The organism is Sphingomonas sp., from assembly GCF_013812825.1.
Classification (GTDB): domain Bacteria; phylum Pseudomonadota; class Alphaproteobacteria; order Sphingomonadales; family Sphingomonadaceae; genus Sphingomicrobium.
Map to the genome: position 1 here is coordinate 19,950 of NZ_JACCSU010000066.1, position 23,389 is coordinate 43,338.

Genomic DNA, 23,389 nt, shown 5'->3' on the forward strand with positions numbered 1-23,389 from the left:
ACGGGTAGTGAGTTTCATGCATTGGCTCGACGCACAGCCGTCGCGTGCAATTGACCCCGTCCTCGATTGCCTGACTTACCTCGCGCGCGAGGCGGACAGGCCGTCTTCGCCGGTCATCCTGCGCGCGGGGCTCGCGCTCTCCGAAAAGGGAACGCTACCTTTCCACCAGGTCGAGCCGGCGCTCGAGCAGGTCGGAATGCGCGGTGACCCGATCGCCCGCAAGCTCAAGGGCTGGCCCTCGCGCAAGCTGCCGGCGATCCTTGAGCTCGAGGACGACCGCGCCGCCGTGCTGCTCGACATGCGCGACGGCGACGGACTGATCTACGCGCCGGGAGTCGCCGAGCCGCTGTGGGCACCGCTGTCGGAGATCGGCGCCGTGTTCACCGGCCGTGCCGTCGTGGTCGAAGCCGATCCGTCCAAGGAGCGCGAGAACGAGCGCCCGTGGGACAAGGCCCGCCGGACGCACTGGTTCTGGTCCGAAGTGTGGAAGGTGCGGCGCGAGTTCTGGCCGGTCATCCTTGCCGCATTCATCGTCAACATGCTGGCGCTGGCGATGCCGCTGTTCACGATGAACGTCTATGACCGGGTCATCCCGAACAAGGCGGTTTCGACGCTGTGGGTTCTCGCCGCCGGTGTCGGCCTGGCGCTGGTGTTCGACTTCATCCTCCGGCTGGCGCGCGCGCAGCTGATCGACGAGATCGGTCGCAAGCTCGACGCGAAGCTCGCCCAGAAGCTGTTCGAAAAGGTGATGAACCTGCCGATGGCGGCGCGCCAGGGAAGCACCGGGGCGCTCGCCCGCCGGGTGTCGGAATATGAGCTGGTCCGCGACTTCTTCGCTTCGACGACCGTCGTCCTGGTCGTCGACGTCCTGTTCCTGTTCCTGTTCCTGATCCTCATCACGGTGCTCGCCGGCTGGCTGGTGGTCGTGCCGGTCATCGGCATCGTGGCGATGTTCGCGGCCGGGGTCAGCCTGCAACGGAGCATGGGCAAGGCGGCGGTCGACGCGCAGGCGGACTCGAGCCTCCAGAATTCCCTGCTGGTCGAATCGATCGCCGGTGCGGAAACCCTGAAGTCGGCGCGAGCGGAGGGCCAGATGCTCGGCCGCTGGCGCCGTTATTCGGGCATGTCCGCGACCACGCAGGAGCGGATGCGCCGGCTGACCGCGGTCGCCGTCAACCTGGCCGGCGTGTCGCAGCAGATGATCAGCGTCGGCCTGCTGATCGGCGGCTTCTATCAGTTCAACCAAGGCAACATGACGATGGGCGCGATCATCGCCATCATCATGCTCGCCGGCCGCGCCATCCAGCCGATCGGCCAGCTCGCCTTCCTGTTCACCCGCGGGCGGCAGGCGTTCGCAACGCTCGATTCGCTCCAGGAAATGATGGAGGTCGCCGACGAGCGGCAGTCGTCGATGCGCAGCATCATGCCGGAGATTCGCGCCGGCCACATCAAGCTGGACAATCTCGACTTCCGCTACCCGACCGCGGCGCGCGATGCGCTATCGGGCTTGAACCTCAGCGTGCGGCCGGGCGAGCGGATCGGCATCATCGGCCGAGTCGCATCGGGCAAATCGACCCTCGGCCGAGTCCTGTGCGGCCTCTACGAGCCGACCGGCGGCACCTACACGATCGACAGCCTCGACAGCCGCCAGTTCCACCCGCACCAGCTGCGCGAGGCGTTCCGCTTCGTCGGCCAAGATTCCGAGCTGTTCAGCGGCTCGGTTCGCGACAATCTGATGCTCGGCGCCGCCCAGGCGACGGACAACCAGCTGGTCGACGCAGTCGTCCGCTCGGGAGCCGACATCTTCCTGTCCCGCGACGCGGCCGGGTTCGACCTTGCCGTCGGCGAGCGCGGCTCGCAGCTGTCGGGCGGCCAGCGCTCGCTGCTGGTCCTTGCCCGGGCTTTGGTTTCGCCCTGCAAACTGCTGTTCCTCGACGAGCCGAGCGGGGCGATGGACACGCAGACGGAGCTGTATTTCATCGAGCATCTGAAGACGGCGCTCGCGCCCGACCAGACTCTGATCGTCGCCACCCACCGCCACAACATGCTCTCGATCCTCGATCGGCTGATCGTCATCGACTCCGGGCGGATCATCGCCGATGGACCGCGCGACCATGTCCTCGGCCATATCGGCAGCACGCCGAAGAAAGACACGAAACAATGACGTGCCTCGTAATTGCCCGCGGCCGACTGGCGCGCCGGTTCAGCCAATTGCGGGTCGAGGCGATCGGCTTCGCGGTGGTCATGCTGGCCGGGCTGGCGATCGGCCTGGTCGGGTTTCTGGCGCCGGCCGGAGCGGCGGACGACAGCGTCTCGATCCAGCTGACGCCGGCCAAGGCCGCGGCACTGGTCGCTGCAACGAGCGCATCCCCGGCGGAAAATCGCGCCGTGGGCGACGAAGCCAAGCTGATCAACGCGGCGCTCCCGTTCAGCACCGCGCCGGTCCAGGCCGCCCGCCCATTCGAAATCGCCGGCGACGACCTCGACCACCGCCGGGCGCTGCTGTGCCTGACTCAGGCGGTCTATTACGAAGCCGGGTTCGAGCCGATGCCGGGCCGCCGAGCGGTTGCCCAGGTCGTGCTCAACCGGATGCGCCACCCGGCCTTCCCGAAATCGGTTTGCGGAGTCGTCTACCAGGGATCGCGCTCGCCGGTCTGCCAGTTCAGCTTCGTCTGCGACGGTTCGCTGTACCGCGCCCCGGCGACCGGCGCGTGGCGCGATGCGAAGCTGATCGCTGAGGCCGCGCTTGCCGGCCATGTCGAAAAGCCGGTCGGCGCGGCGACCCATTATCACGCCAATTACGTGGCGCCGCGCTGGGCTCCGATGCTGACCAAGATCACGCAGCTGGGAGCGCACATATTCTACCGCTGGCCCGGCGCCTGGGGGCAGCGCGCCGCATTCACCGGCCGTTACGTCGGTGAACCGCAGGACCCGCTGGCGCTCCGGCCCCCGCTCCGCTCGCCGGTTCTGGCGGGATCAACCGAGCAGCTCGCAACGATCGCCGAAACGGCAGTGGAAGCCGGGCCGGCGGTCGCCCGCGCTGCCAACGACGTCGGCGGGCTCCTCGACGTGTCCAAGGGCTGGACTCTGACGATCCCGGCGCCCGACGAGATCGGGGCCGCCACCGCCAAGGCCCTCGCCGACCAGCGCGCCAGGGAGGCCGCGCCGGCCGTCCCGGTCGCGAGCAGCGCGGCGCCGGTCATAGCCTCGCGCTGACGGTCGAGCTGGAGTAAAGCGTAGCCATGGCAACTCTTCCGTTCGTGGGTCCGACCAAGCGCCAGCCGTTGACCGGCTCGCGCCTGATCATCGTCGCGTCGGCGATCGGCTTTGCATTGTTCATCCTGTGGGCGATGCTCGCCCAGGTCGACGAGGTGACCAGCGGGCAGGGCAAGGTGATCCCGTCGAGCAAGGCGCAGCTGATCCAGGCGGCCGAGCCGGCGATCGTCGAAGAGCTGCTCGTGCGCCCCGGGCAGCGCGTCCGCCGCGGCCAGCTGCTCGCCCGTCTCGACGACACCCAGAGCGCTTCCGAGCTCGGCCAGATCCAGGCCGAGACACAGGCCCTGTCGGCGCGTTCGGCGCGCCTCGCCGGCGAAGGCACGAGAAGTTCTACGGCCTGCGTCGGGGGCGATTGCGCCGACGAAGCGCGCCTCCGGCAAGTTCGTGAATCGGCTCTCCGCAGCCGCATCAGCGCGCTCCAGGCGAGCGCCGAACAGCGGCGCCGCGAAGCAACCGAAGCGCAGGCGACCATCAGCAGCCTGCAGGGCAGCCTGGCGCTGGCCCAGCGTCAGGTCGCGATGCTGGAGCCGCTGGCGGAGAAGAATATCGTCCCGCAGACCGAGCTGCTCAGCGCGCGGCGCGAAGCGAACGACTTGCAGGGGCGGATCGCGGCCGCTCGCGAGCAGCAATCGCGGGCGATGGCCGCCGTGCGTGAAGCCCAGGCCCAGGCCAGCGAGGCCGGCTTCAGCTTCCGGCAGGAGGCTCTCAACGAGCGCAGCCAGATCGAGGCAAAACTGGCGGTCAATCAGGAATCGCTGCGCGGCGCCCGCGGCCGGCTCGGTCGGATGGATCTGCGCTCACCCGTCAACGGAATCGTCAACGACCTCCAGGTGACGACCATCGGCGGCTTCGTTCAGGCCGGCCAGAAGGTGATGGAAGTCATCCCGATGGGCGACAAGCTGCTCGTCGAGACGCGGGTCAAGCCGAGCGACATCGCCTTCATCAAGGTCGGCGACAAGGCTCTGGTCAAAGTCACCGCTTATGACTTCTCGACGTATGGCGGGCTCGACGGGCGAGTCGTCCAGGTGTCGGCGGACTCGATCTACGACGAGGTCGAGCGGGAAGCCTATTTCAACGTCATCGTCGAAACCGACAAAAGCTATCTGCAGTCCGGGGACCGAAGGCTCCCAATCACGCCCGGAATGATGACCGACACGCAGATCATCACGGGGCGCAAGAGCATCCTCAGCTATCTGTTGAAGCCGGTCCTCAAGGCCCGCAGCGAGGCGCTGCGCGAGCGCTAGTCGGCTAGGGTCGTCGCCGCGGCCCGGACGGAGTGAGCGGCGCGATCGTCGAAGCCGCGACCGCAACCGTAGGCATCGCCCGGCGATAGCCGTGGGTCCAGGAGCCGCTGGCGGCGAAAGTCAGAACCGGCCGGTAGTCGCCGGGACGATCGGCATCGAGGATCGCATCAGTGCCGTTGTCGAGCACCAGCATGCGGCCGCCGGCGCGGACCACCAGCAGTGCGTGATCGGAGCGGCGAACGAGGTCCTTGGCGACGACCAGATACAGGTCGCGATCGGAAAAACCGGCGGCGCGAAGCATCTGCAGCTTGGCGATCGCATAATCCTCGCAGTCGCCACGGCCGCGACGGAGCGTATCGTTGGCTGCCGACCACAGATCCTCGCGGCCGTACTGGCGGGAGTCGTCGATGAACTGGACGCGCTGGTTGACGTAGCGATTGACCGCCTCGGCCTTGGCCAGATCCGAGTGTCCGCGAAGCGATGCCGAGTAAGCCGCGGCGATGCCGCCGACGGGCCGCCGGGCGACCGCTCGCCAGCGCCGGTCGAGGGACGTCCGGCCGACCGCGAGCGCAACGCTGCCGAACACGTCGGGGCGTCCGCTGGTGACCCCGGGACTGTAGCGGCTGGCTTCCTGAAGCAGGGCGTAACTGGAGGTTCGAACGCTGTAAGCCGCAGGCCGCAGCGGCTTGGGGGCGGGAACGCCCTGCTGCACGGCGAGAATGGCGGCGAGGCGGCTCGGAGCGCCGAGGATCGCTTCCGTCTTGGCTTGGCTGACCGAGCTGGGCTGCACAGCGACGGCCTGGGCCAGCGCGGGCGCCGGCGCGATGGCGACTGCAAGGGCAGCGGCAATGCGCCCGACGAGCCGGCTCGAGACGGTCTTTTTCATGGTCCCGCTTGTCGCAGGGCAAGGAGAAGACACGGCTAAAGAGCATGGTTAAGCCGGCGCTAACCATTGGCGAGACAAGTCCATTCTGGGCGCGACGGGCCGGTGCGCGGAAGGCGCCTAGCTGCTTCGGATTTCCTCTGCGCTCGGGTGCTGCCGCGGCGAGTCCGCGGCGAAGCGGCCCGAGAGCCAATGCTCGATCAACGCAGCGATCCGGTAACCCGCACGCCCGTCGCCATAAGGCAGGCTTGGGTTCGCCATCGCGGCCAGTGCGACGGGATCGCCGAGCAGGTCGCGGACCTCGGCGAGGATTTGGGCGGTGTCCGTGCCGACCAGCCGCATGTTGCCACTCCATATGGCTTCGGGTCGTTCGGTCTTCTCGCGAAGCACCAGCAACGGGACTCCGAGTGCGGAGGCTTCTTCCTGCACTCCGCCCGAATCGCTGAGCATCAGGTCGCAGTCGCGCATCATCGCAACCAGCCGGCGCTGGCTGCAGGGCGGCACCAGCGTGATCGCGAAGCACCCACCGAGCAGTCGCTCGATGGTCCCGGAGACGTGCGGGTTGGGATGCAGAACGACCTCGACGCTGGAGGTGCCCTCCTGCGCGAGCTGGCGCAGCGCCAGCGCTACCGAGGCGAGACGCTCGCCCCAATTCTCGCGGCGGTGGCAAGTGACCAGCAGCCGCGGCAGGGCGCGGTCGCAAAGGCTGGGCGGCGGAAGTTCGGCCCTCGTCTTCAACACCGCGTCGATGCCGGTGTTGCCGGTGACGAAGATCGCGCCGGCGACTCCCTCTTCGCGCAGATTGGCGGCGGCGAGCGCCGTCGGCGCGAACAGCAGGTCAGAGTGGGCGTCGATCGCGGTGCGATACTCTTCTTCCGGCCAAGGCATCGCCGAGTCATGGCTTCGAAGCCCGGCTTCGACGTGCGCGACGGGGACCGCGGCGGTGAATCCCGCCAGCGCCCCGCCGAGCGCGCTCGACGTGTCGCCCTGCACGACGAGCAGGTCGGGCGGCCGGCGCAATTGAGTCAGGACCGCCGCGGCCACGCTCTGGACGTGCGAATGAGGGTCCTGCGTCCCAGGGCAGTATAGCCGTGTCGCCGGATAAGCGCCGAGGCCATGGTCGACGGGGTCGAGGTCGGCATGCTGGCCGGTGAGGATCAGGCTTGGCCGCACATCGCGAGCCGCAAGCGCTCGGGCGACGGGGGCAAGCTTGATCGCTTCGGGCCTGGTGCCGATGACGAGCCTGATATCCGCGGAAAGCAGACTTCCCCCTAACTCGGCCGGGGCAACCTGCATCCACAATGGATGAAAGGCAAGCTATGTTAAGAAGTTGGCCTAGCGAAAGTTGTCGGCGTACGCCTGGACCTTGAGCTTCACCGGCTTGGCCGGGATGAGATGATAGTCGAGGTCGTGGCGGGTCGCGTAGGCGATCGCGGCTTCCTTGCTGTCGAAATTCAGCCGCACCTGGGGCTTGGTGTCCCTCGAGCCCGCCCATCCCGTCAGCGGGTCGGCGCGAAGAGGAGCCTCGCGCTCGAACTCGAGCAGCCAGCCGCCGGTGTTGGCCTTGCCCGACTGGGTGGTCCTGCGATCCAGCTCAGAAATGCGCGCGACGGTCATCGCCTCGCGAAGTGGCAAAGGCGAGGCGCACAATCAAGTGCGGCGCGGCGCAACCCGATTCACTTTCAGTAGGCGCGGGCGACCGCGAACTCGACGGCGTCGGTCAGCGCCGCCTTGGCCTTGCCCGCAGGAAACGGTCCGAGCGAGTCGATGGCCCGCCGCGCGTAATGGCGCGCCCGATCTATGGTGTCGGACAGCGCCTCGCTCGACCGGATCAGCGAAATTGCGCGGGCCAGGTCCTCGTCGGAGGTTCGCTCACCGGCAACCGCAGCCTCCCAGAACGAGCGTTCGGCGGCGGAGCCGCGCGCATAGGCGAGGATCAGCGGCAGGGTCATCTTGCCGTCGCGAAAATCATCGCCGACACCCTTGCCCATGGTCGTCGCATCGGACGCATAGTCAATGACATCGTCGATCAGCTGGAACGCGATGCCGAGATTGCGGCCGTAGCTTTCGAGCGCGATTTCCGCTTCGTCGCCGGCTTCCGCAATGACCGGCGCGATCCGGCAGGCAGCGGCAAACAGCGCCGCGGTCTTGGCGGCGATGATCTGCATGTACTGCTCCTCGCCGGTGTCGATCCGGCGCTGCGCGGTCAGCTGCTCGACCTCGCCCTCGGCGATCACCGCCGAGGCACGGCTAAGGATCCGAAGCACCTTGACGCTGCCGTCCTCGACCATCAGCTCGAACGCCCGGCTGAACAGGAAATCGCCGACCAGGACGGTTGCCGGATTGCCCCAGATCAGGTTGGCGGTACACTTGCCACGGCGCGTGCCGGATCCGTCGACGACGTCGTCGTGAAGCAGGGTCGCGGTGTGGATGAACTCGACCGCGGCGGCGAGCTTGTGGTGGCGGGTGCCTGAATAATCGAGCAGGTTTGAACAGGCGAGCGTCAGCATCGGCCGCATCCGCTTGCCGCCGCCCGCGATCAGATGGCCGGCAAGCTCGGGAATCAGCGCGACCTTGCTCTGCATGCGCTCGAGAATCACCGCATTGACGCCGTTCATGTCGGCCGCGACCAGGTTCATCATCGCGGCCAGCGATGGCTCGCGCATCGAACGCAGCGAATGGATGGTGGCGGTCACGAGCTGCCCACTAGCTGGTGAGGCTACGATTTCCTAGCCCGACGGGAGCGTCAGCCGGGCGAGCAGGCCGCCCAAGTCCTCGCTCGATTCGAGGGAGATCCTGCCGCCGTAGATTTCGGCGACGTCGCGGACGATCGCCAGCCCCAGGCCCGTGCCGGGCTTGCCGGTGGTGTCGAGCCGAGCGCCGCGGCTGAACAGCGACCCGCGGTCGGCGAGTGGAATTCCCGGGCCGTCGTCCTCGACCAGCACGTCGACCATGGCGCCGCGAGACTCGACGGTCACGAACACCCGGCCGCCCCCATATTTGGCGGCATTCTCGACCAGATTGCCGATCATCTCGTCCAAGTCCTGCCGTTCGACCCGGACCTGCGCCTCGCGGTTGCCGGCAATGTCGACGGTGACATTCTCGTACAATCGGTCGAGCGCCCGCTGCACGGCCTCGAGGCTTTCCCACACCACCGCGCGCGCCTGGGCCGACGCCCGGCGGCCGATCGCGCGCGCTCGGGCAAGGTGGTGGTCGACCTGGCGGCGCATCACCAGCGCCTCGCGGCAGACGGTGTCGGCGAGGTCGTGCGTCTGGGCGGTCGCCGCGTTGGTGATCACCGTCAGCGGAGTTTTCAGAGCGTGAGCCAGGTTGCCGGCGTGCCGCCGCGCTTCTTCGGCCTGAGCTTCGCTGTGGGCCAGCAGCTGGTTGATTTCCTCGGTCAGCGGCCGGATTTCGGTCGGGAACTCCTGCGAGATTCGGGTCTTCTCGCCCGAGCGGATCAGCGCCACCTCACGCCGTACGCGGCGCAGCGGCCACAGACCATAAACCGTCTGCAAGCCAGCCAGCACCAGCAGTCCGGCGCCGAGGACCGCGAAGCTCCAGAACAGGGTCGATCGCAGCTCGCGGATCTGCAGGTCGATGATCTCGCGCGAATGGGCGACCTGGAAACGCCAGCGCACCTCGGAGCCCGGCAGGATCGCGTCGCGCTCGGCGATGCGCAGCGGCTCGCCGGCAAACTCGTGGCTGTCATAGGTGTGGACGTTGACGTCGCTGTGCCGGCCGGCGACTCGCAGTCGGCGGTCCCACAGCGAGCGCGACGGGAAGGTGTCGGCGCCGGCGCCGCTGATCTGAAAATAGACCCCGGAATAGGGCTCGATGAAGCGCTGGTCGGCCGGCGGCCGGTTGAACCGCACTTCGCCATCGGGCCCGATCTCGGACGCGGCGATCATCGCGTTCAGGACATATTCGAGCTGGTCGTCGAAATTGCGCTCGATCGATCGGGTCAGCACCCGGTCGAGCGCGAAGCCGCCGAGCAGCAGCAGGACGATGATCCACAGCGCCGCGACGCCGGTCATGCGCCGGGTCAGCGACCCGATGCCGCGGCGGCTGGAACCCGCAGCCGCCGCCGTTACCGCGGCGGCGCTGTCGTTCAAGCGGGGTTGTCCTCGAGGCTGTAGCCGAGACCGCGGATGGTGGTGATCACGTCCGCCCCCAGCTTCTTGCGAATCCGCGTGACGAACACCTCGATGGTGTTGGAATCGCGGTCGAAGTCCTGGTCGTAAATATGCTCGATCAGCTCGGTTCTGCTGACCACCTTGCCCTTGTGGTGCATCAGGTAGGACAGGAGCTTATATTCCTGGGCGGTCAGCTTGACCGGCTCGCCGGCCTTGGTGACCTTGCCGGACCGAGTGTCGAGGCGAATGTCGCCGGCGATCAGCTCCGAAGAGGCGTTGCCGCTGGCACGCCGGATCAATGCCCGCAGCCGAGCGATCAATTCCTCGGTCTGGAAGGGCTTGGCGAGATAATCGTCGGCCCCGGCATCGAGGCCGGCGACCTTGTCCGACCAGCTGTCGCGGGCGGTCAGGACGAGCACCGGCATGCGCTTGCCCTCCTTGCGCCAGCGGTCGAGCACGGTCAGGCCGTCGACCTCCGGCAGGCCAAGATCGAGGATCACCGCGTCGTAGCTTTCGGTCGAGCCGAGATAATGGCCGTCCTCGCCATCGGTCGCCAGGTCGACGGCATAGCCGGCGCCTTCGAGGGTCGAGCGGAGCTGGCGCCCCAGATTCGGTTCGTCCTCGACGATCAAAACGCGCATGTCTGTTGGGGCTCCTAGCCGTTACCCGCGGTCAACCCGTACCATAGCGGATCGGTTGCGGCGCGGAAACGAGGCTGGGGATGCTGACGAAAAAGTCAATCGCGAGATTTGACTCTTCAGCGCTTGGATCGGCGCAGGATCCGGCCGGTGGCGGCGTCGACGTCGATCCAGATCACGCGGCCTCCGCGCATGAACTTCAGGCGATAGGTCTCGCCGTCGAATTCAGGCCCGAGATAGTCGGCCCCGTCCATGAACGGCATCACCCGGCGCTCGATCTTTGGCAGCGGCATCGAACGGCCCTGCTGGGTCGCTTCGAACGCACGATCCTGGTCGCGCGGCGGGTCGGCCAGCGCGGGGGAGGCGATCAGGCCAACGCTGAGCGCGGCCGGGAGGAGGATACGAAGCATCATCGAGCGAATCTCTTGGCGGGTGTTCTATCAGAAGCCATTGAATGCGCTATGAATGGTTGAGAACTGACTTATTCAGCCTCACCCCCCAGGAATCACCTCGCGTGACCTCGCCGCGCCGATTGACTAGGGGCGCGGAATGGCGGCTCCAATCCTCTCCTACGAGGGCCTCGGTCTGGTCCAGGGCGAGGGCTGGCTGTTCCGCGGCCTCGACGTCCATATCGGCCCCCGGGACCGGCTGGCGCTGATCGGCCGCAACGGGGTCGGCAAGACGACGCTTCTGAAGTGCCTCGCCGACCTGGTCGAAACCGACGAGGGGCGGCGCAGCATCGTTCCGGGAACCAAGGTGGTGCTGCTCGAGCAGGACCCGCGGATGGACGGGTCCGAGACGCTGTCCGAGTGGGTGCTGCACGGTGCCGATGCGCCTTCGCGCCACGGTGCCGAGGCCATCGCCCACCAGCTCGGGGTCGATCTGTCGCGGCCGGTCGCGACCGCCAGCGGCGGCGAACGGCGGCGGGCGGCGATTGCCCGGGCGCTGGGCCAAAAGCCCGATCTGCTGCTGCTCGACGAGCCCACCAACCACCTCGACCTCGCCGGCATCGAATGGCTCGAAAACTGGCTCGGCCGCTTCGCCGGCGCGTTCATCGTCATCAGCCACGACCGAACTTTCCTCGCCCGCCTGACCAAAAGCTGCCTGTGGCTCGATCGCGGCCAGCTCCGGCGAGCGGAGATCGGCTTCGGCGGCTTCGACGCGTGGACGGAGGCGGTTTACGCCGAGGAAGCGCGGGCGGCGGAGAAGCTCGACTCCAAGCTGAAGCTCGAGCTGCATTGGCTGCAGCGGGGGGTCACCGCTCGGCGGCGGCGCAACCAGGGGCGGCTGGCCAAGCTCCAGGAGTTGCGGGCGCAACGAGCGGCGATGCTCGGAGCGTCCGGGACCGCCAAGCTGGCGCTTTCCAGGGACGATGTGCGCTCGAAGACCGTGATCGACTCCGAGCAGGTCTCGAAGAGCTTTGGCGAGCGGCCGATCCTCCGTGATTTCTCGCTGCGCGTGCAGCGCGGCGACCGGATCGGCATCGTCGGCCCCAATGGCGCAGGCAAGACGACGATGCTCAAACTTCTGACCGGCGAATTGCAGCCGGACGTGGGCAAGGTGACGCTCGCCCGGACCCTGTCGGGTATCGTCATCGACCAGCAGCGTAAGCTGATGGAACCGACCAGGACGGTGCGCGACATCATCGCCCACGGCGGCGACTGGATCGACGTCCGCGGCCACAAGAAGCACATCAAGGGCTATCTCAAGGAATTCCTGTTCGATCCGTCCCTGGCCGACGCGCAAATCGCGTCCTTGTCGGGCGGCGAGCGCTCGCGGCTGCTGCTTGCCCGAGAGTTTGCACGCAAGGCCAATCTGCTGGTGCTGGACGAGCCGACCAACGACCTCGACCTGGAAACCCTCGACCTGCTGCAGGAGGTGATCGCCGACTATGACGGCACGGTTCTGATCGTCAGCCACGACCGCGACTTCCTTGACCGGACGGTGACGGTGACTCTCGGCCTCGACGGCTCCGGGCGCGTTGATATCATCGCCGGCGGTTACGAAGACTGGGCCAAGCGACGGTGCGAGGAAAGGATGCCGGCCCCAGGCAAGGATGCGAAGCTCCGTCCTGTGTCCGTTCCCGCTCGCGGGAGAGGAGGCAAGCTGACCTACAAGGACCAGCGCGACCTCGACCGGCTGCCGCAGGAGATCGAGCGACTGGAGGAGGCGATTGCAGTTGATGAGGCGGCGCTCCACGACCCCGACCTGTTCGGGCGCGACCCCAAACGCTTTGCGCAGCTCACCGAGCGGATCGCCCGCCATCGTGCCGAAAAGGACGCCGCCGAGCACCGCTGGCTCGAGGTCGCCGAGATGGCGGAGGCGTTGGCTCGCTAACTCTAGCTAACGGTCAGCTGGTACTGCTTGAGCAGATCGTAGAGCGTCGGGCGGCTGATCCCGAGCAGCTTGGCGGCGCTGGAAATGTTGTTGTCGGTGCGGCTCATCGCCTGGCGGATCGCTCGGCGGTCGGCGACCTCGCGCGCGGCGCGCAAATTGATCGTCGCCGGCGCTTCATCCGTGCCGCAGGGAAGATCGAGGTCCTCGGCGCCGATCAGCTTGCCGTCGGTCATGATTACCGCCCGCTTGATTCGGTTCTCGAGCTCGCGGACGTTGCCGGGCCACGGGTAGCCGTCGATCGCCGCGACCGCGTCGGGCGACAGCCCATGCACCTTGGGGTTCATGTCGCGCGCGAAGAGATTGACGAAGTGCCGCGCAAGCAGGACCGAGTCGCCGGGGCGCTCGGCCAGCGACGGGATTTTCACCACGACCTCCGCCAGCCGGTAATAGAGATCCTCACGGAACCGGCCCTCGCCGATCATCGCTTCCAGATCCTGGTGGGTGGCGCAGACGATCCGCGTGTCGACCGGGATCGGCTGGCGGCCGCCGATGCGCTCGATCACCCTCTCCTGGAGGAAGCGCAGCAGCTTGACCTGGAGCGCGAGCGGGATGTCGCCGACCTCGTCGAGGAACAAAGTGCCGCCTTCGGCCAGCTCGATCTTGCCGACATTGGCCTTGACCGCGCCGGTGAAAGCGCCGCGCTCATAGCCGAACAGTTCGGACTCGAGCAGGTTCTCGGGGATCGCGGCGCAGTTGATGGCGACGAACGCGCCGCCGCTTCGGCCGCTTTTCTCGTGGACCGCTCGGGCGAGCAACTCCTTGCCGGTGCCGCTCGCGCCCAGCAGCATCACCGACACGCCGGCCGTGGCGACGCGCTCAATCGTCTTGGCTACCTTCAGCATCTCCGGGGAGGCGCTGATCATCGAGCCAAGCACGGTTGCATCGCCATTCGCCTCGAGCCGCCGGTTCTCGGCTTCGATCCCGTGCAGATGGAAAGCGCGGGCGACGATCAGCCCGAGCTCGTCGATGTCGACGGGCTTCCTGTAGAAATCGTAGGCGCCGCACGCGACCGCTCTCAGTGCGCTCTCGCGGGCGCCATGGCCCGAGGCGACAATGACCTTGGTGTCCGGCTTCAGTCGGACCATCTCGGTCAGGGTCGCGAAACCCTCTTGCGTGCCGTCGGGGTCGGGCGGCAGGCCGAGGTCGAGCGTGACGACCGCTGGCTCGTGAACCCTAAGCGCCTCGATCGCCGACGCTCGGTCGCCGGCGACGACCACCTGATAGCCCTCGTAAGCCCATTTCAGCTGGCGCTGCAGGCCCTCGTCGTCCTCGACGACCAGCAGGACGGGAAGGTCGGATGCAGTGCTCATGCGCGTTTCCGTGTGGCGACGCCCGCCGTGTCGGCGACGAGCATGATGGTGAATGTGGTCCCCTGTCCGGGCCGGCTGTCGACGCTGAGCCGCCCGCCCATCGCGGCGATCAGCGAGCGCGCCTCGAACGAGCCGATGCCGAAGCCGTCGGGCTTGGTCGAAGCGAAGGGCTGGAACAGCCGGTTGCGGATGAAGTCGCCATCCATCCCGCAGCCCTGGTCGGCGATCCTGATCAGGACCGCGCCGTCCTGCTCGGCGACCCGGACGGTGACCGGCTTGCCGGGCGGGCTGGCTTCCACCGCGTTCTGAAGCAGATGGCCGACCGCCTGCTCGAGCCCCATCGGGTCGACCACCGCGCTCAGTGAAGCGTCGCCGAGCAGCCGGACGTCGCAGTTGCGGCGTTTGGCGGCGATCGCCGACGACAGGATCGGGCGCAACGCCGTCGGCTCGCTGCGCTGGGTGCGCTGCGCCGCTTGCGGCGAGAGCCGCGCGAGAAGCTCGTTCATCTTGCCGACCGAGCTTTTCAGGGTCGCGACCATGTCGCTTCGGAATTCCTCATTGTCGGCGTGGCGCTCGGCATTGCGCGACAGCAGCGACAATTGGCTGACGAGGTTCTTGATGTCGTGGAGGATGAAGGCGAAGCGCCGGTTGAATTCCTCGAACCGCCGCGCGTTGGACAGCGCTTCCTGGCCGTGGGATTCGGCCAGCGAGCTTGCTGCCTGGCGCCCGGCTGTGCGCAGCAGGTCGAAATCCTCCCAGTCGAGCGGCCGGCGGTAATCGGGCGCGGCCAGCAGGATCAGGCCGAACAGCCGGTCGTTGTGGATCAGCGGGACGCCCGCCCAGGCGCAGCCGTCCTCCGCGACCCATTGCGGGATTTTGATGCCGAGGTCCTTGGAATGGCCCCAGCGCTGGCGATAGGCGTCGAGCTCGAGAATCCGGCCGGCGGTCTCCACCTCTGTCCAGAATTCGCCGGCCGTCTCGAGGTCGCCCGCCGGCGGGTTTCGGCCGGGCCAGTTCCATGACGCGGCGGTGGTGATTTCGCCGGCCGAATCCTTGACCAGCAACAGCCCGCCGGGCGAGTCGACGATGTCGGCGAACGCCTTGATCACCCGCTCGGCGAGCGGCGGCGCATCGGCTCCCGAACGGCCCAGCGTGTCGGTAAAGCGCAGCCATTCGGTGCGATAGTCGTAGTGGTGCTCGAACAGATGCTTGGCAAGCTTCACCTTTGCCCAGCTGCGCGCGCTGGGGCTCGGCAGCAGAACCATGGCGCCGACCGTCATGACCGCGAGCAGAGCGACCAGGAGGTTGCCCGACCAGTCCCAGCTCGAGCCTCGAAGCGCGGTCGCAAGGACGGTCATCACGGCGAAATAGGCGCAGATCGCGAGCAGCGAGAGCGACTGGAAGGTCGCTGCCCGGGACAGCCGGATCCGCCACCCGTCTTCCTGCTTGGCGGCGAGGGCGAACAGCGGCCCGGTCAGGGTCACCGCTACGCCGCGCCAATCGAGCAAGCCGGACGCTGTCGCCAAGTCGAGGTAGAGGATCGTGTAAAGGTTGAGGTCGTAAATCCAGATCAGAGTCAGCCCAAGCATGACGAAGCGGATGGTCGGCCGGCTCGCCGGCGCCGCCTGGCCGTAGAGGTTGTGGACAAGGACCAGCGAGCCGGCGGCCGCAGTGATCCGAAGCAGGGTAGCGGTCTGCAGCAGCGCTCCGCTGTCGACGAACATCATCAGCGTGTCGGCGACCAGCTGCAGCCCGAATACGGCGGATACCGCGCCATAGACCAGCCTCACTCCGTGCTGGCGGTCGCCGCCGGTCGCCGACAGGCTGTAAAGCAGTGAGACCCACAACAGGTTGCGGGCGGTCTCGGCGTAGCTGACCAGGATGTCGCCGGCACTGATTGCCGACAACCATGCCCAGCAGCCGGTCATCGCGAATGCTCCGAGCAGCAGGCGGTGCCCCGGCTGGGTCGCGCCCGCGCCGACGCGCCAGATGAGCAGCGCGATGAACATCGACGCCGCGAGCGCATAGCTCCAGAACGGAATCAGCGCCTGCACGGCGGCCCAACTGTCAACTGCTCCGACATGGGCGCCAGTGTCGCTAAACTTTACAAAGAAATGCTGAAGGCTTCCGGAAACGGCGCTTTTTCACCATTGGGAGTGAGAGGTGGTCGAAATGAAAAAGGGGCGGATCGGGAACAGCGCGCTGGAAATTGCGCCGCTGGCGCTCGGCGGCAACGTGTTCGGCTGGACGGCCGACGAGCCCGCCAGCTTCGCCATCCTCGACGAATTCGTGGCTGCCGGCGGAAGCATGATCGACACCGCCGATGTCTATTCGGCGTGGGCGCCCGGCCATTCGGGAGGCGAGAGCGAGACGGTGATTGGCCGCTGGCTCAAGCGCAGCGGCAAGCGTGACAAGGTGGTGATTGCGACCAAGGTCGGGTTCATGGCGGGGCTCGCCCCCGAAACCATCGCAGCGGCGTGCGACGCGTCGCTCGAGCGCCTCGGGGTCGACTGCATCGATCTTTACTACCAGCACAAGGACGACGAAACCGTCCCACTGGCCGACAGCCTCGGCGCGTTCGACGAGCTCCGGCGGGCCGGCAAGATCCGGGCGGTCGGCCTGTCGCAATTCTCCGCGCCGCGGCTCGAAGAAGCGATGCGGGTCGCGAAGGCCGAGCGTCTCGAGCCACCGTGCGCGCTCCAGACCTGGTACAATCTCGTCGAGCGCGAGAAGCTCGAAGGGCCGCTGCTCGACGCCGCGGTCTCAAACGACCTCGGGATCCTGCCGTTCTACAGCCTCGCCAACGGCTTCCTCACCGGCAAGTACCGCTCGCGCGACGACCTCGGCAAATCGCCGCGCGGACTGCGCAACGCCGAATATCTCGAGGGGCGGGGAATGCGAGTGCTGGAAGCGCTCGACGAGATCGCCGCGGAAAACGGCGCCGCGCTGGCCACGGTCGCGCTCGCGTGGACGATGGCGCAGCCGGGGATCACGGCGCCGATCGCCAGCGCGACCAGCCTCGACCAGCTGCGCGAGATGGTCGCGTCACTGAACCTCGAACTGACGGCCGCCCAGATCGAGGGGCTCAACGCGGCGAGCGCCTAGCCCTTCTTGAGCACGTCCAGCGCGGCGAGCGTCAGCGCCTCGGTCGCCGTCGCAATCACGGTGTCGGCTTCGGGCGCCCAGAACGGGCTGTGCAGCGACGGCAGCTTCTGCGGGTTGCCCCCGGCCGCTTTCCATTTGTCCAGCGGAGTGCCGCCGACCCAGAAGATCAGGCTTTCGATCGACTTGTCGGCGAGCCAGTAGCGGCTGAAATCCTCGCCGCCCATCACCGCCGGAGTCTTGATCGCTCGCTGCTGCCCGAAGTGCTGGGTGAACAGCTCCAGCGCCCGGTTCGACAGTTTCTCGGTGTTGTAGGTGGCCGGCGTATATTCGGCTTCGCGGATGGTGACGACCGGCATCCGGTCATCGGGGATTCCGGCCGCGATCGCTTCGCCGCGAGCGATTCGCCTGATTCCGTCGAGCAGCAGCTTGCGGACCTCGGGCGTGTAGCTGCGCACCGTCAGCTGGAGCTTGGCCTCGTCGGAGATGATGTTGTGCTTGGCGCCGGCCTGGAAGCTGCCGACCGTCACGACCGCCGGGTTGGCCGGGTCGTTCTCGCGGCTGACCAGCGTCTGCAGCGTGGTGACGATCCGCGAGGCGAGGACGATCGGGTCCCGGGTCGTGTGCGGATAGGCGCCGTGGCCGCCGACGCCCCGGACGCTGATGTCGACGCTGTCGACGTTGGCAAGCGCGTAGCCGGGCGTCACTCCGATCACTCCGGCCGGGAGCGCCGCAGCGTCGTGGAAGGCGAGCACGTGGCTCGGTTTGGGAAAGCGCGTGTAGAGCCCATCGTCGAGCATTGCCTTGGCGCCCTCGCCGGTTTCCTCGCCCGGCTGGAGGATCATCACCAGCGTTCCCGACCATTGGTCCTTCATCGCCGCGAGGCGCCGCGCAGCGCCGATGAAGGCGCTCATGTGGGTATCGTGCCCGCACGCGTGCATCACCCCGGTTTCGACCCCCGAGCGGGCGACCGCCCGCACTTTCGACGCAAACGGCAAGCCGGTCTGCTCGACGACCGGAAGCGCGTCCATGTCGGCGCGCAGCATGAGCACCGGCCCCGGACCGTTCTTCATCACCGCGACGACGCCCGTCTTCCCGACCTTCTGCGTCACCGTGAAGCCGAGCTTCTTGAGCTCGGGCGCGAGCTTGGAGGGGGTGCGGGTCTCCTGCATCGACAGTTCGGGGTTGGCGTGCAGGTCGCGGTAAAGCGCCATCAGCGAGGGCATGTCGGCCTTGATCGCTTCGGACAGAGTGGCGGCGATGGACGTGGTTGGAAGGGTCATGGCGGCAAGGGCGAGGATCAGTTTTCGGGTCATCAACGCATGTCCTGGCTGTTTGGAACGAGCTCCATCACATCAATCCGCGATTCGAAATGCGGCCGCGGCATCAGCATCCGCCAGCGGTTCGGGCCGATCCGCTCGACGAAGCCGGCAACGTCGCGCTCCTTGTCCCGGCCATATTGCATCGCCCGGCGCTCGTCGCCAAGCACCAGCGTTCCGAGGAACACCTGGCGCAGCGCGTCGCCGGGAAAGATCAGCCCGACGTGGCGCTGCGAGCCGGTCAGCTTGGCGAACCCCTGGAGGTCGCGCTCCTGGCGGATCCGGCATGCGAACGGGGGGTAAGCGACATAATCAAGCAGCCCCGGCGACTTGGCGCCGAGCTTGATCACCCGGCAGCGGTAATTGCCATTGGGGATCGGCCCGCCGCCGAGCGCCGCGTCCGGCTCGAGAAGGACGCCTTCGCGGGCGACCGTCGCTGCGTGGCCCGAGGCGCGCGCGGCTTTGAGGCCGGCGACGAACGCGTCCCGCCAGTCGCGGAGGCGCTCCCGGTCGTCAACGGTCGCGATCGCCCGCCAGTCGCGACTCGGCGGATCGATGACGGCGCTGCTCGGCTGGAACGCCGAGCAGGCCGCGAGAGCCAGTGGAAGCAGCAGGACCGACAACGACCGCATACGGCGGCAAGTAGCGCGGTAACCGCTCGCCAACAACGCTTGCCTTCGGTACTTGTCCGCGGCCGGTAGCTCGGACATCATGCGGCTCTTCGAGGGGGAGTCGATGCGTATAATCACCGCGGCCTTGGCAGCTGCAATTGCAGCGTCAGCCTTTCCGGCAATGGCAGCTCAACAGCCCTCATCGACTGTGTCGGCCCAGGCCACGGAAAAGGCGCTTGACGCGATTGGCGCCATCGATACCGAGCGGCTGTTTGAGGACAAGTCGTATGCGCAGCAAATGCTGGTGCATGTTGAGACGGTAAGGCGGAGCAGCCATTATTCCGGCGACGGCAAGCTGCACATCGACCGATTGCGAATGCTCGCGTTGATCGGCTCCGGACAGGCGAAAGAGGCGTACGCACTGGCGACGCAGTTGGCAAAGACGGCGCCGGGCGAGTTCGACCTGCATTATTTCGCTTTCCTGCTGGCGGTCGAGACCGGTTCGGAGAGGGCGCTCGACGAGCTCGAGTTCGCTGACCGCTCAATTGCCTCCAAAGACGATCGAGCGAGGCTCGTGGAATCGATCGACAGCGACACAGTTCAGCGATTCCGCCAGCGCTTCTATCAACCCAAGGACAAGGCGAGAATCGCCCGGTCCGCGCAAGTGCTGCTCAATCTTGGCTGGCCCGGACCCAACAAGCTCGAATTCATCGATGCGCTGCGGATGGAGCTCGCTGAGGTGCATCTGGAAAAAGGCGATATCGCCCGTGCGAAGCCGCTGGTCTTCGCGGTCCAAAGCACAAGGCCAGTTCTTCAAATCCTAGTCTCCCGCAAATGGGACCCAGTGCGCGACTCCGGCGATTCACACGAGCGGCTCGCGCAGGCCATTGCCGCGTCCGACGAGGCTTCGGAAAGAGCCCTGTTGGCAGTGCCGGACGATCCCGAGATCCTGCTTCTGCGCGCCCAGTTCCTGCGGTCGGTTGGCAAGAGCGCAGAGGCGCTCGAGCTCCTCCTGCCGAAAGCCGAAAATCTGGAGTGGGTGAAGGAGCAGGGAGAAAATGGCTTCTGGGTCGTCAACGAAGCCGCTTACGCTCTCGTCGACTTGAAGAGAGAAAAGGATGCTGTCTCCCTGATGCAGAAGCTGCTTGCGCTCGGGTTGCCTGAAAACCCCTCGCTGATCAGCATGGCCATCAACAGCGTCGGCATCATGGTCGACGCCGGGGACTTCAAGGGAGCGTCCGAGTATGCGGTGACGCTTGCTACCAAAGAAGCCGACTACGCCAGCCCATATGGGCTAATGTGGATGTGGGAGGGTGCGGTGTGCGGCTACTCGTTTGGCGGCAACCCGCAAGCCGCTCAGCCTTGGCTGGTGAAGTTGAAGGCAAACGAGAAGGACAATCGCGCAGCTCTTACGCGCGCATTGCTCTGCGCCAATGACACCGATGGGGCGGCGGCGTCGTTGATCAGACGGCTCGAAGGCGACGCCGCCGACGACGCGCTGATTGCCCTCCAGGACTACTCCGCCGGTCCTGACCTGCCGGCGACGAAGAGGACTCTCGAGACTCGCATGCGGGAAATCGTCCTGAGGCCGGATGTACAGGCCGCGATCGCCAAGAAAGGCCGGGTAATGAAGGTCCCGCTGTCGCGGATCTATTGGGGTTTGTTCTAGGGTTCTACTCGCGCGCATCATTGCGCCGTCCAGCCTCCGTCCATGCTGAGGTTGGCGCCGGTGATCGAAGCGGCCTCCTCGCGGCACAGGAACAGCGCCAGCGCGGCCACCTCTTCCGGGCTGACGAACCGCTTGGTCGGCTGGGCGGCGAGGAGCACGTCGTTCATCACCTGCTCGCGGGTCAAGTTGCGCGCCTTCATCGTGTCGGGGATCTGATTTTCGACCAGCGACGTCCACACGTAGCCGGGCGAGATGCAGTTGACGGTGACCCCGTCGCGCGCGGCCTCCAGTGCGACCGTCTTGGTAAAGCCGGCAATGCCGTGCTTGGCGGCGACATAGGCCGACTTGTTGGGGCTGGCGACGAGGCTGTGCGCCGAGGCGGTATTGATGATCCGGCCCCATCCCTTGTCGCGCATCGCGGGAAGCGCGAGCCGGGTCGTGTGAAACGCCGCCGACAGGTTGATGGCGATGATCGCGTCCCATTTGCCGGGCGGAAAGCTCTCGACGGGCGAGACATGCTGAATCCCGGCATTGTTGACCAATATGTCGGGCGGCCCGAGCTCGGCCGAGCAGCGGGCGATCATCGCCTCGATCGCGGCAGGGTCGGACAGATCGGCGGAGTCGTGGAGCGCTCCAAGCTCCTCGCACAGCCGCTCGATCTCGCCTGCATCGCCGAAGCCGTTGAGCATCACCGCGGCGCCCTCGGCGGCCAGTGCGCGGGCGATCGCCAGCCCGATGCCCGAGGTCGACCCGGTGACCAGCGCGACCTTGCCTTCGAGAATCATCGCTCCTCCTTGTCCTCACGTCCTTGTCCCGGGCAAGCCGATTTGCAACCGCCATGGCGGCTCGCGCATTGGAAGGGCTCAACCGGAGGCAGGCTGATGCGGCTCGGCGACGACGGTAGCGACAATTTCATAGATCGGACGGGTCGCGGCGGTTTCGGTTTCGGCGGTGGCGGCGGGAACATGCTCGGCTGCTTGTTGCCGCTGGTCGCGAGCCGCTTTGGGATGGTCGGAGTCCTCATCCTGCTGCTCGGCTATTGCGCCCTGAGCTCATTGGGCGGCGGCGGTGGGCTGCTTGGCGGCGGCGGTGAACCGACCCCGAGCGCGCCGTCAGGCCAATCGACGCTGAGCGCGGAGGATCGCAGGCTGTTGTCCAATACCCTGCTGTTGACGGAGCGCGTCTGGGGCGATCTGTTTCAGCGCTCCGGCCGGACCTACCAGGCACCCGAGATGGTGGCCTATTCCAACACCGGTCAGTCGGGCTGCGGGGTGGCACAGGCAGCGATGGGACCCTTTTATTGCCCGACCGACCAGCGCATCTACATCGATCCGCAGTTTTTCGACGAGCTGAGGCGCCGCTTCGACGCTCCTGGTGACTTCGCCCAGATTTACGTCATCGCGCACGAAGTCGGCCATCACATCCAGAATTTGGACGGCACGCTCGATAGCGCGCAGCAAGCGCAGGCGCGTGCGAGCCGAACTGAAGGAAATCAAATTCAAGTTGCGATCGAGCTTCAGGCCGACTGCTACGCAGGCGTGTGGGCGGCCAACGCACGCGACTCGCAGGGGTCGCTGCTCGAATCCGGCGACATCGAAGAGGGCATGCGGGCGGCCGAGGCGATCGGCGACGACACGTTGCAAAAGCAGATGCAGGGTCGCGTCGTTCCGGAGAGCTTTACGCACGGCACCGCGGCCCAGCGCCAGGCCGCGCTCCGCCGTGGGCTGGAGACTGGCGACCCGGCGGCCTGCCAGTTCTAGAGCTTGACCAGCATCTTGCCGATGTTGGCGCCCTCGAACAGTCCGAGGAAGGCTTCGGGCATGCGCTCGAGGCCTTCGACGACCGTTTCCCGCGACTTGACCTGGCCGCTGGCGATCCAACCGCCCATATCGCGGTAGAAGTCGCCCATCCGCGGCAGATAATCGGTGTAGATGAACCCCTGCAGCCGGATGCGCATGGCGATGATCCGCATGATGTAGCGAAGCGCCGTCGGCTGGCCGCTGTTGTAGGCGTCGATCATGCCACAGATCGCGAAGCGGGCGTTGCGGCGGGCGAGGGCCAAGGCGGCGTCGAGATGGTCGCCGCCGACATTGTCGAAATAGACGTCGATTCCGTCCGGAGCAGCCGCGGCGAGCGACTTGACGATTGACCCCGCGGTGTAATCGACGACCGCGTCGGCGCCGAGCGAGCGGACGAAGTCGCACTTGGCTGGCCCGCGCGCCGAACCGATGACCGTCATTCCGCTTGCCTTGGCGATCTGGACGACAGCCGAGCCGACCGCGCCCGCGGCGGCCGAAACGAAGACGATGTCGCCCGCCTTGGCTGAGGCGGCGTCGAGGAGCCCGAAGTAAGCGGTTCCGCCGGTCAGCCCGAGGTTGCCGAGGAACGCCTGCGGCTCGACCCCGAGGTCGGGGAGCTTGGTCGCGGCGGAGGCGGGCAACACCGCTTCGTCGCGCCAGCCCGCCATGTGGACCACCCGGTCGCCCGGCTGCAGCCCGGCGGCCTTGGACTCGACCACCTCGCCGACCGCGCCGCCCTCCATCGGCGCGTCGATCGCGAACGGCGGCACATAGCTTTTCACGTCGTTCATCCGACCCCGCATGTACGGGTCGACCGACAGCCAGCGGTTGGCGACGCGCACCATTCCGTCCTCGAGCGGCGGCAGCTCGATCGTCTTCAGTTCGAAATTGTCGGCCGTGGGCAGCCCTTGCGGGCGGCTTTTCAGGTGCCAGGCGCGGGGCATCACCATCTCCTCTCGGCATCGCCGCCGTAGCGCCGGCGGCGGGCACAAGAAAGGCCCGGCC

The 23,389-nt window shown here is 67.0% G+C and carries 20 protein-coding genes; 7 read left to right on the forward strand and 13 right to left on the reverse strand.

Translation table 11 applies throughout. The features are described 5' to 3' along the window. Positions 1-16: 16 nt before the first annotated feature. From H0T81_RS08765 to H0T81_RS08775, 3 genes are read left to right on the forward strand one after another with little or no spacing between them, the layout of a single operon-like run. Positions 17-2,164: a type I secretion system permease/ATPase gene (locus H0T81_RS08765; RefSeq protein WP_294011925.1), complete on the forward strand. Its 2,148-nt coding sequence runs from the start codon at positions 17-19 to the stop codon at positions 2,162-2,164. Then, positions 2,161-3,216, forward strand: a complete 1,056-nt coding sequence (locus H0T81_RS08770; protein ID WP_294011888.1) for a cell wall hydrolase — start codon at positions 2,161-2,163, stop codon at positions 3,214-3,216. The genes H0T81_RS08765 and H0T81_RS08770 overlap by 4 nt, the downstream gene beginning before the upstream one ends. 26 nt (positions 3,217-3,242) lie before the next feature. Next, complete coding sequence (locus tag H0T81_RS08775) at positions 3,243-4,520, forward strand: HlyD family type I secretion periplasmic adaptor subunit (RefSeq protein ID WP_294011893.1); 1,278 nt, start codon at positions 3,243-3,245, stop codon at positions 4,518-4,520. 4 nt (positions 4,521-4,524) lie between these two features. Here H0T81_RS08775 and H0T81_RS08780 read toward each other — a convergent pair whose 3' ends face one another. From H0T81_RS08780 to H0T81_RS08810, 7 genes are all read right to left on the reverse strand, one after another. Further along, positions 4,525-5,406 carry a transglutaminase-like cysteine peptidase gene (locus H0T81_RS08780; protein WP_294011895.1) on the reverse strand — a complete coding sequence of 294 codons (882 nt, stop codon included), beginning with the start codon at positions 5,404-5,406 and terminating at the stop codon, positions 4,525-4,527. Between the two features lie 117 nt (positions 5,407-5,523). Next, complete coding sequence (gene wecB / locus H0T81_RS08785; RefSeq protein WP_294011897.1) at positions 5,524-6,699, reverse strand: UDP-N-acetylglucosamine 2-epimerase (non-hydrolyzing); 1,176 nt, start codon at positions 6,697-6,699, stop codon at positions 5,524-5,526. 39 nt (positions 6,700-6,738) lie between these two features. Beyond that, positions 6,739-7,020, reverse strand: a complete 282-nt coding sequence (locus H0T81_RS08790; RefSeq protein ID WP_294011899.1) for an ETC complex I subunit — start codon at positions 7,018-7,020, stop codon at positions 6,739-6,741. A 65-nt stretch (positions 7,021-7,085) separates the two neighbouring features. After that, positions 7,086-8,099, reverse strand: coding sequence for a polyprenyl synthetase family protein (locus H0T81_RS08795; RefSeq protein WP_294011901.1), 1,014 nt, complete (start codon positions 8,097-8,099; stop codon positions 7,086-7,088). Between the two features lie 33 nt (positions 8,100-8,132). Next, positions 8,133-9,440 carry an ATP-binding protein gene (locus H0T81_RS08800; RefSeq protein ID WP_294011928.1) on the reverse strand — a complete coding sequence of 436 codons (1,308 nt, stop codon included), beginning with the start codon at positions 9,438-9,440 and terminating at the stop codon, positions 8,133-8,135. Positions 9,441-9,514: 74 nt separating this feature from the next. Next, positions 9,515-10,180, reverse strand: coding sequence for a response regulator transcription factor (locus H0T81_RS08805; protein ID WP_294011903.1), 666 nt, complete (start codon positions 10,178-10,180; stop codon positions 9,515-9,517). A gap of 116 nt (positions 10,181-10,296) precedes the next feature. Continuing rightward, on the reverse strand, positions 10,297-10,590 hold the full coding sequence (locus H0T81_RS08810) for a hypothetical protein (RefSeq protein ID WP_294011905.1): 294 nt from the start codon (positions 10,588-10,590) through the stop codon (positions 10,297-10,299). 136 nt (positions 10,591-10,726) lie between these two features. Between H0T81_RS08810 and H0T81_RS08815 the strand changes: the two genes are divergently transcribed. Further along, on the forward strand, positions 10,727-12,514 hold the full coding sequence (locus H0T81_RS08815) for an ATP-binding cassette domain-containing protein (protein WP_294011907.1): 1,788 nt from the start codon (positions 10,727-10,729) through the stop codon (positions 12,512-12,514). 2 nt (positions 12,515-12,516) lie between these two features. On the opposite strand, the gene prsR is transcribed toward H0T81_RS08815, so the two are convergent. After that, entirely contained in the window at positions 12,517-13,884 is a 1,368-nt protein-coding gene (prsR, locus tag H0T81_RS08820) for a PEP-CTERM-box response regulator transcription factor (protein WP_294011912.1), read from the reverse strand. Next, positions 13,881-15,938, reverse strand: a complete 2,058-nt coding sequence (prsK, locus tag H0T81_RS08825) for an XrtA/PEP-CTERM system histidine kinase PrsK (RefSeq protein WP_294011915.1) — start codon at positions 15,936-15,938, stop codon at positions 13,881-13,883. The genes prsR and prsK overlap by 4 nt, the downstream gene beginning before the upstream one ends. A gap of 118 nt (positions 15,939-16,056) precedes the next feature. Between prsK and H0T81_RS08830 the strand changes: the two genes are divergently transcribed. Next, on the forward strand, positions 16,057-16,989 hold the full coding sequence (locus H0T81_RS08830) for an aldo/keto reductase (protein ID WP_294011931.1): 933 nt from the start codon (positions 16,057-16,059) through the stop codon (positions 16,987-16,989). Here the strand turns inward: H0T81_RS08830 and H0T81_RS08835 are convergent. Then, positions 16,986-18,269 carry an amidohydrolase gene (locus tag H0T81_RS08835; RefSeq protein ID WP_294011934.1) on the reverse strand — a complete coding sequence of 428 codons (1,284 nt, stop codon included), beginning with the start codon at positions 18,267-18,269 and terminating at the stop codon, positions 16,986-16,988. The two genes, H0T81_RS08830 and H0T81_RS08835, sit on opposite strands and share 4 nt — an antisense overlap. Before the next feature lie 32 nt (positions 18,270-18,301). Then, the gene (locus H0T81_RS08840; protein ID WP_294011917.1) at positions 18,302-18,937 is read right to left on the reverse strand and encodes a DUF4893 domain-containing protein; all 636 of its coding nucleotides are present in this window, start codon (positions 18,935-18,937) and stop codon (positions 18,302-18,304) included. A gap of 103 nt (positions 18,938-19,040) precedes the next feature. Here H0T81_RS08840 and H0T81_RS08845 point away from each other — a divergent pair, with 103 nt between their 5' ends. After that, entirely contained in the window at positions 19,041-20,585 is a 1,545-nt protein-coding gene (locus H0T81_RS08845) for a hypothetical protein (RefSeq protein ID WP_294011918.1), read from the forward strand. 17 nt (positions 20,586-20,602) lie between these two features. Here the strand turns inward: H0T81_RS08845 and H0T81_RS08850 are convergent, their stop codons facing one another. Beyond that, positions 20,603-21,370, reverse strand: a complete 768-nt coding sequence (locus tag H0T81_RS08850; protein WP_294011920.1) for a 3-hydroxybutyrate dehydrogenase — start codon at positions 21,368-21,370, stop codon at positions 20,603-20,605. Between the two features lie 96 nt (positions 21,371-21,466). Here H0T81_RS08850 and H0T81_RS08855 point away from each other — a divergent pair, with 96 nt between their 5' ends. Beyond that, positions 21,467-22,345: a neutral zinc metallopeptidase gene (locus H0T81_RS08855; RefSeq protein WP_294011922.1), complete on the forward strand. Its 879-nt coding sequence runs from the start codon at positions 21,467-21,469 to the stop codon at positions 22,343-22,345. On the opposite strand, the gene H0T81_RS08860 is transcribed toward H0T81_RS08855, so the two are convergent. Further along, positions 22,342-23,328 carry an NADP-dependent oxidoreductase gene (locus H0T81_RS08860; protein WP_294011937.1) on the reverse strand — a complete coding sequence of 329 codons (987 nt, stop codon included), beginning with the start codon at positions 23,326-23,328 and terminating at the stop codon, positions 22,342-22,344. The two genes, H0T81_RS08855 and H0T81_RS08860, sit on opposite strands and share 4 nt — an antisense overlap. Positions 23,329-23,389 lie beyond the last annotated feature (61 nt).

Excerpts from the sequence above, each read along its gene's own strand:
- H0T81_RS08845 (WP_294011918.1), top strand. The coding sequence starts at position 19,041 with ATGCGTATAATCACCGCGGCCTTGGCAGCTGCAATTGCAGCGTCAGCC.
- H0T81_RS08805 (WP_294011903.1), bottom strand. The coding sequence starts at position 10,180 with ATGCGCGTTTTGATCGTCGAGGACGAACCGAATCTGGGGCGCCAGCTC.
- H0T81_RS08810 (WP_294011905.1), bottom strand. The coding sequence starts at position 10,590 with ATGATGCTTCGTATCCTCCTCCCGGCCGCGCTCAGCGTTGGCCTGATC.
- H0T81_RS08770 (WP_294011888.1), top strand. The coding sequence starts at position 2,161 with ATGACGTGCCTCGTAATTGCCCGCGGCCGACTGGCGCGCCGGTTCAGC.
- wecB (WP_294011897.1), bottom strand. The coding sequence starts at position 6,699 with ATGCAGGTTGCCCCGGCCGAGTTAGGGGGAAGTCTGCTTTCCGCGGAT.
- H0T81_RS08790 (WP_294011899.1), bottom strand. The coding sequence starts at position 7,020 with ATGACCGTCGCGCGCATTTCTGAGCTGGATCGCAGGACCACCCAGTCG.
- H0T81_RS08830 (WP_294011931.1), top strand. The coding sequence starts at position 16,057 with ATGAAAAAGGGGCGGATCGGGAACAGCGCGCTGGAAATTGCGCCGCTG.
- H0T81_RS08780 (WP_294011895.1), bottom strand. The coding sequence starts at position 5,406 with ATGAAAAAGACCGTCTCGAGCCGGCTCGTCGGGCGCATTGCCGCTGCC.
- H0T81_RS08840 (WP_294011917.1), bottom strand. The coding sequence starts at position 18,937 with ATGCGGTCGTTGTCGGTCCTGCTGCTTCCACTGGCTCTCGCGGCCTGC.
- H0T81_RS08855 (WP_294011922.1), top strand. The coding sequence starts at position 21,467 with ATGCGGCTCGGCGACGACGGTAGCGACAATTTCATAGATCGGACGGGT.
- H0T81_RS08815 (WP_294011907.1), top strand. The coding sequence starts at position 10,727 with ATGGCGGCTCCAATCCTCTCCTACGAGGGCCTCGGTCTGGTCCAGGGC.
- H0T81_RS08775 (WP_294011893.1), top strand. The coding sequence starts at position 3,243 with ATGGCAACTCTTCCGTTCGTGGGTCCGACCAAGCGCCAGCCGTTGACC.
- H0T81_RS08765 (WP_294011925.1), top strand. The coding sequence starts at position 17 with ATGCATTGGCTCGACGCACAGCCGTCGCGTGCAATTGACCCCGTCCTC.
- H0T81_RS08850 (WP_294011920.1), bottom strand. The coding sequence starts at position 21,370 with ATGATTCTCGAAGGCAAGGTCGCGCTGGTCACCGGGTCGACCTCGGGC.
- prsR (WP_294011912.1), bottom strand. The coding sequence starts at position 13,884 with ATGAGCACTGCATCCGACCTTCCCGTCCTGCTGGTCGTCGAGGACGAC.
- H0T81_RS08835 (WP_294011934.1), bottom strand. The coding sequence starts at position 18,269 with ATGACCCTTCCAACCACGTCCATCGCCGCCACTCTGTCCGAAGCGATC.
- H0T81_RS08800 (WP_294011928.1), bottom strand. The coding sequence starts at position 9,440 with ATGACCGGCGTCGCGGCGCTGTGGATCATCGTCCTGCTGCTGCTCGGC.
- H0T81_RS08860 (WP_294011937.1), bottom strand. The coding sequence starts at position 23,328 with ATGCCCCGCGCCTGGCACCTGAAAAGCCGCCCGCAAGGGCTGCCCACG.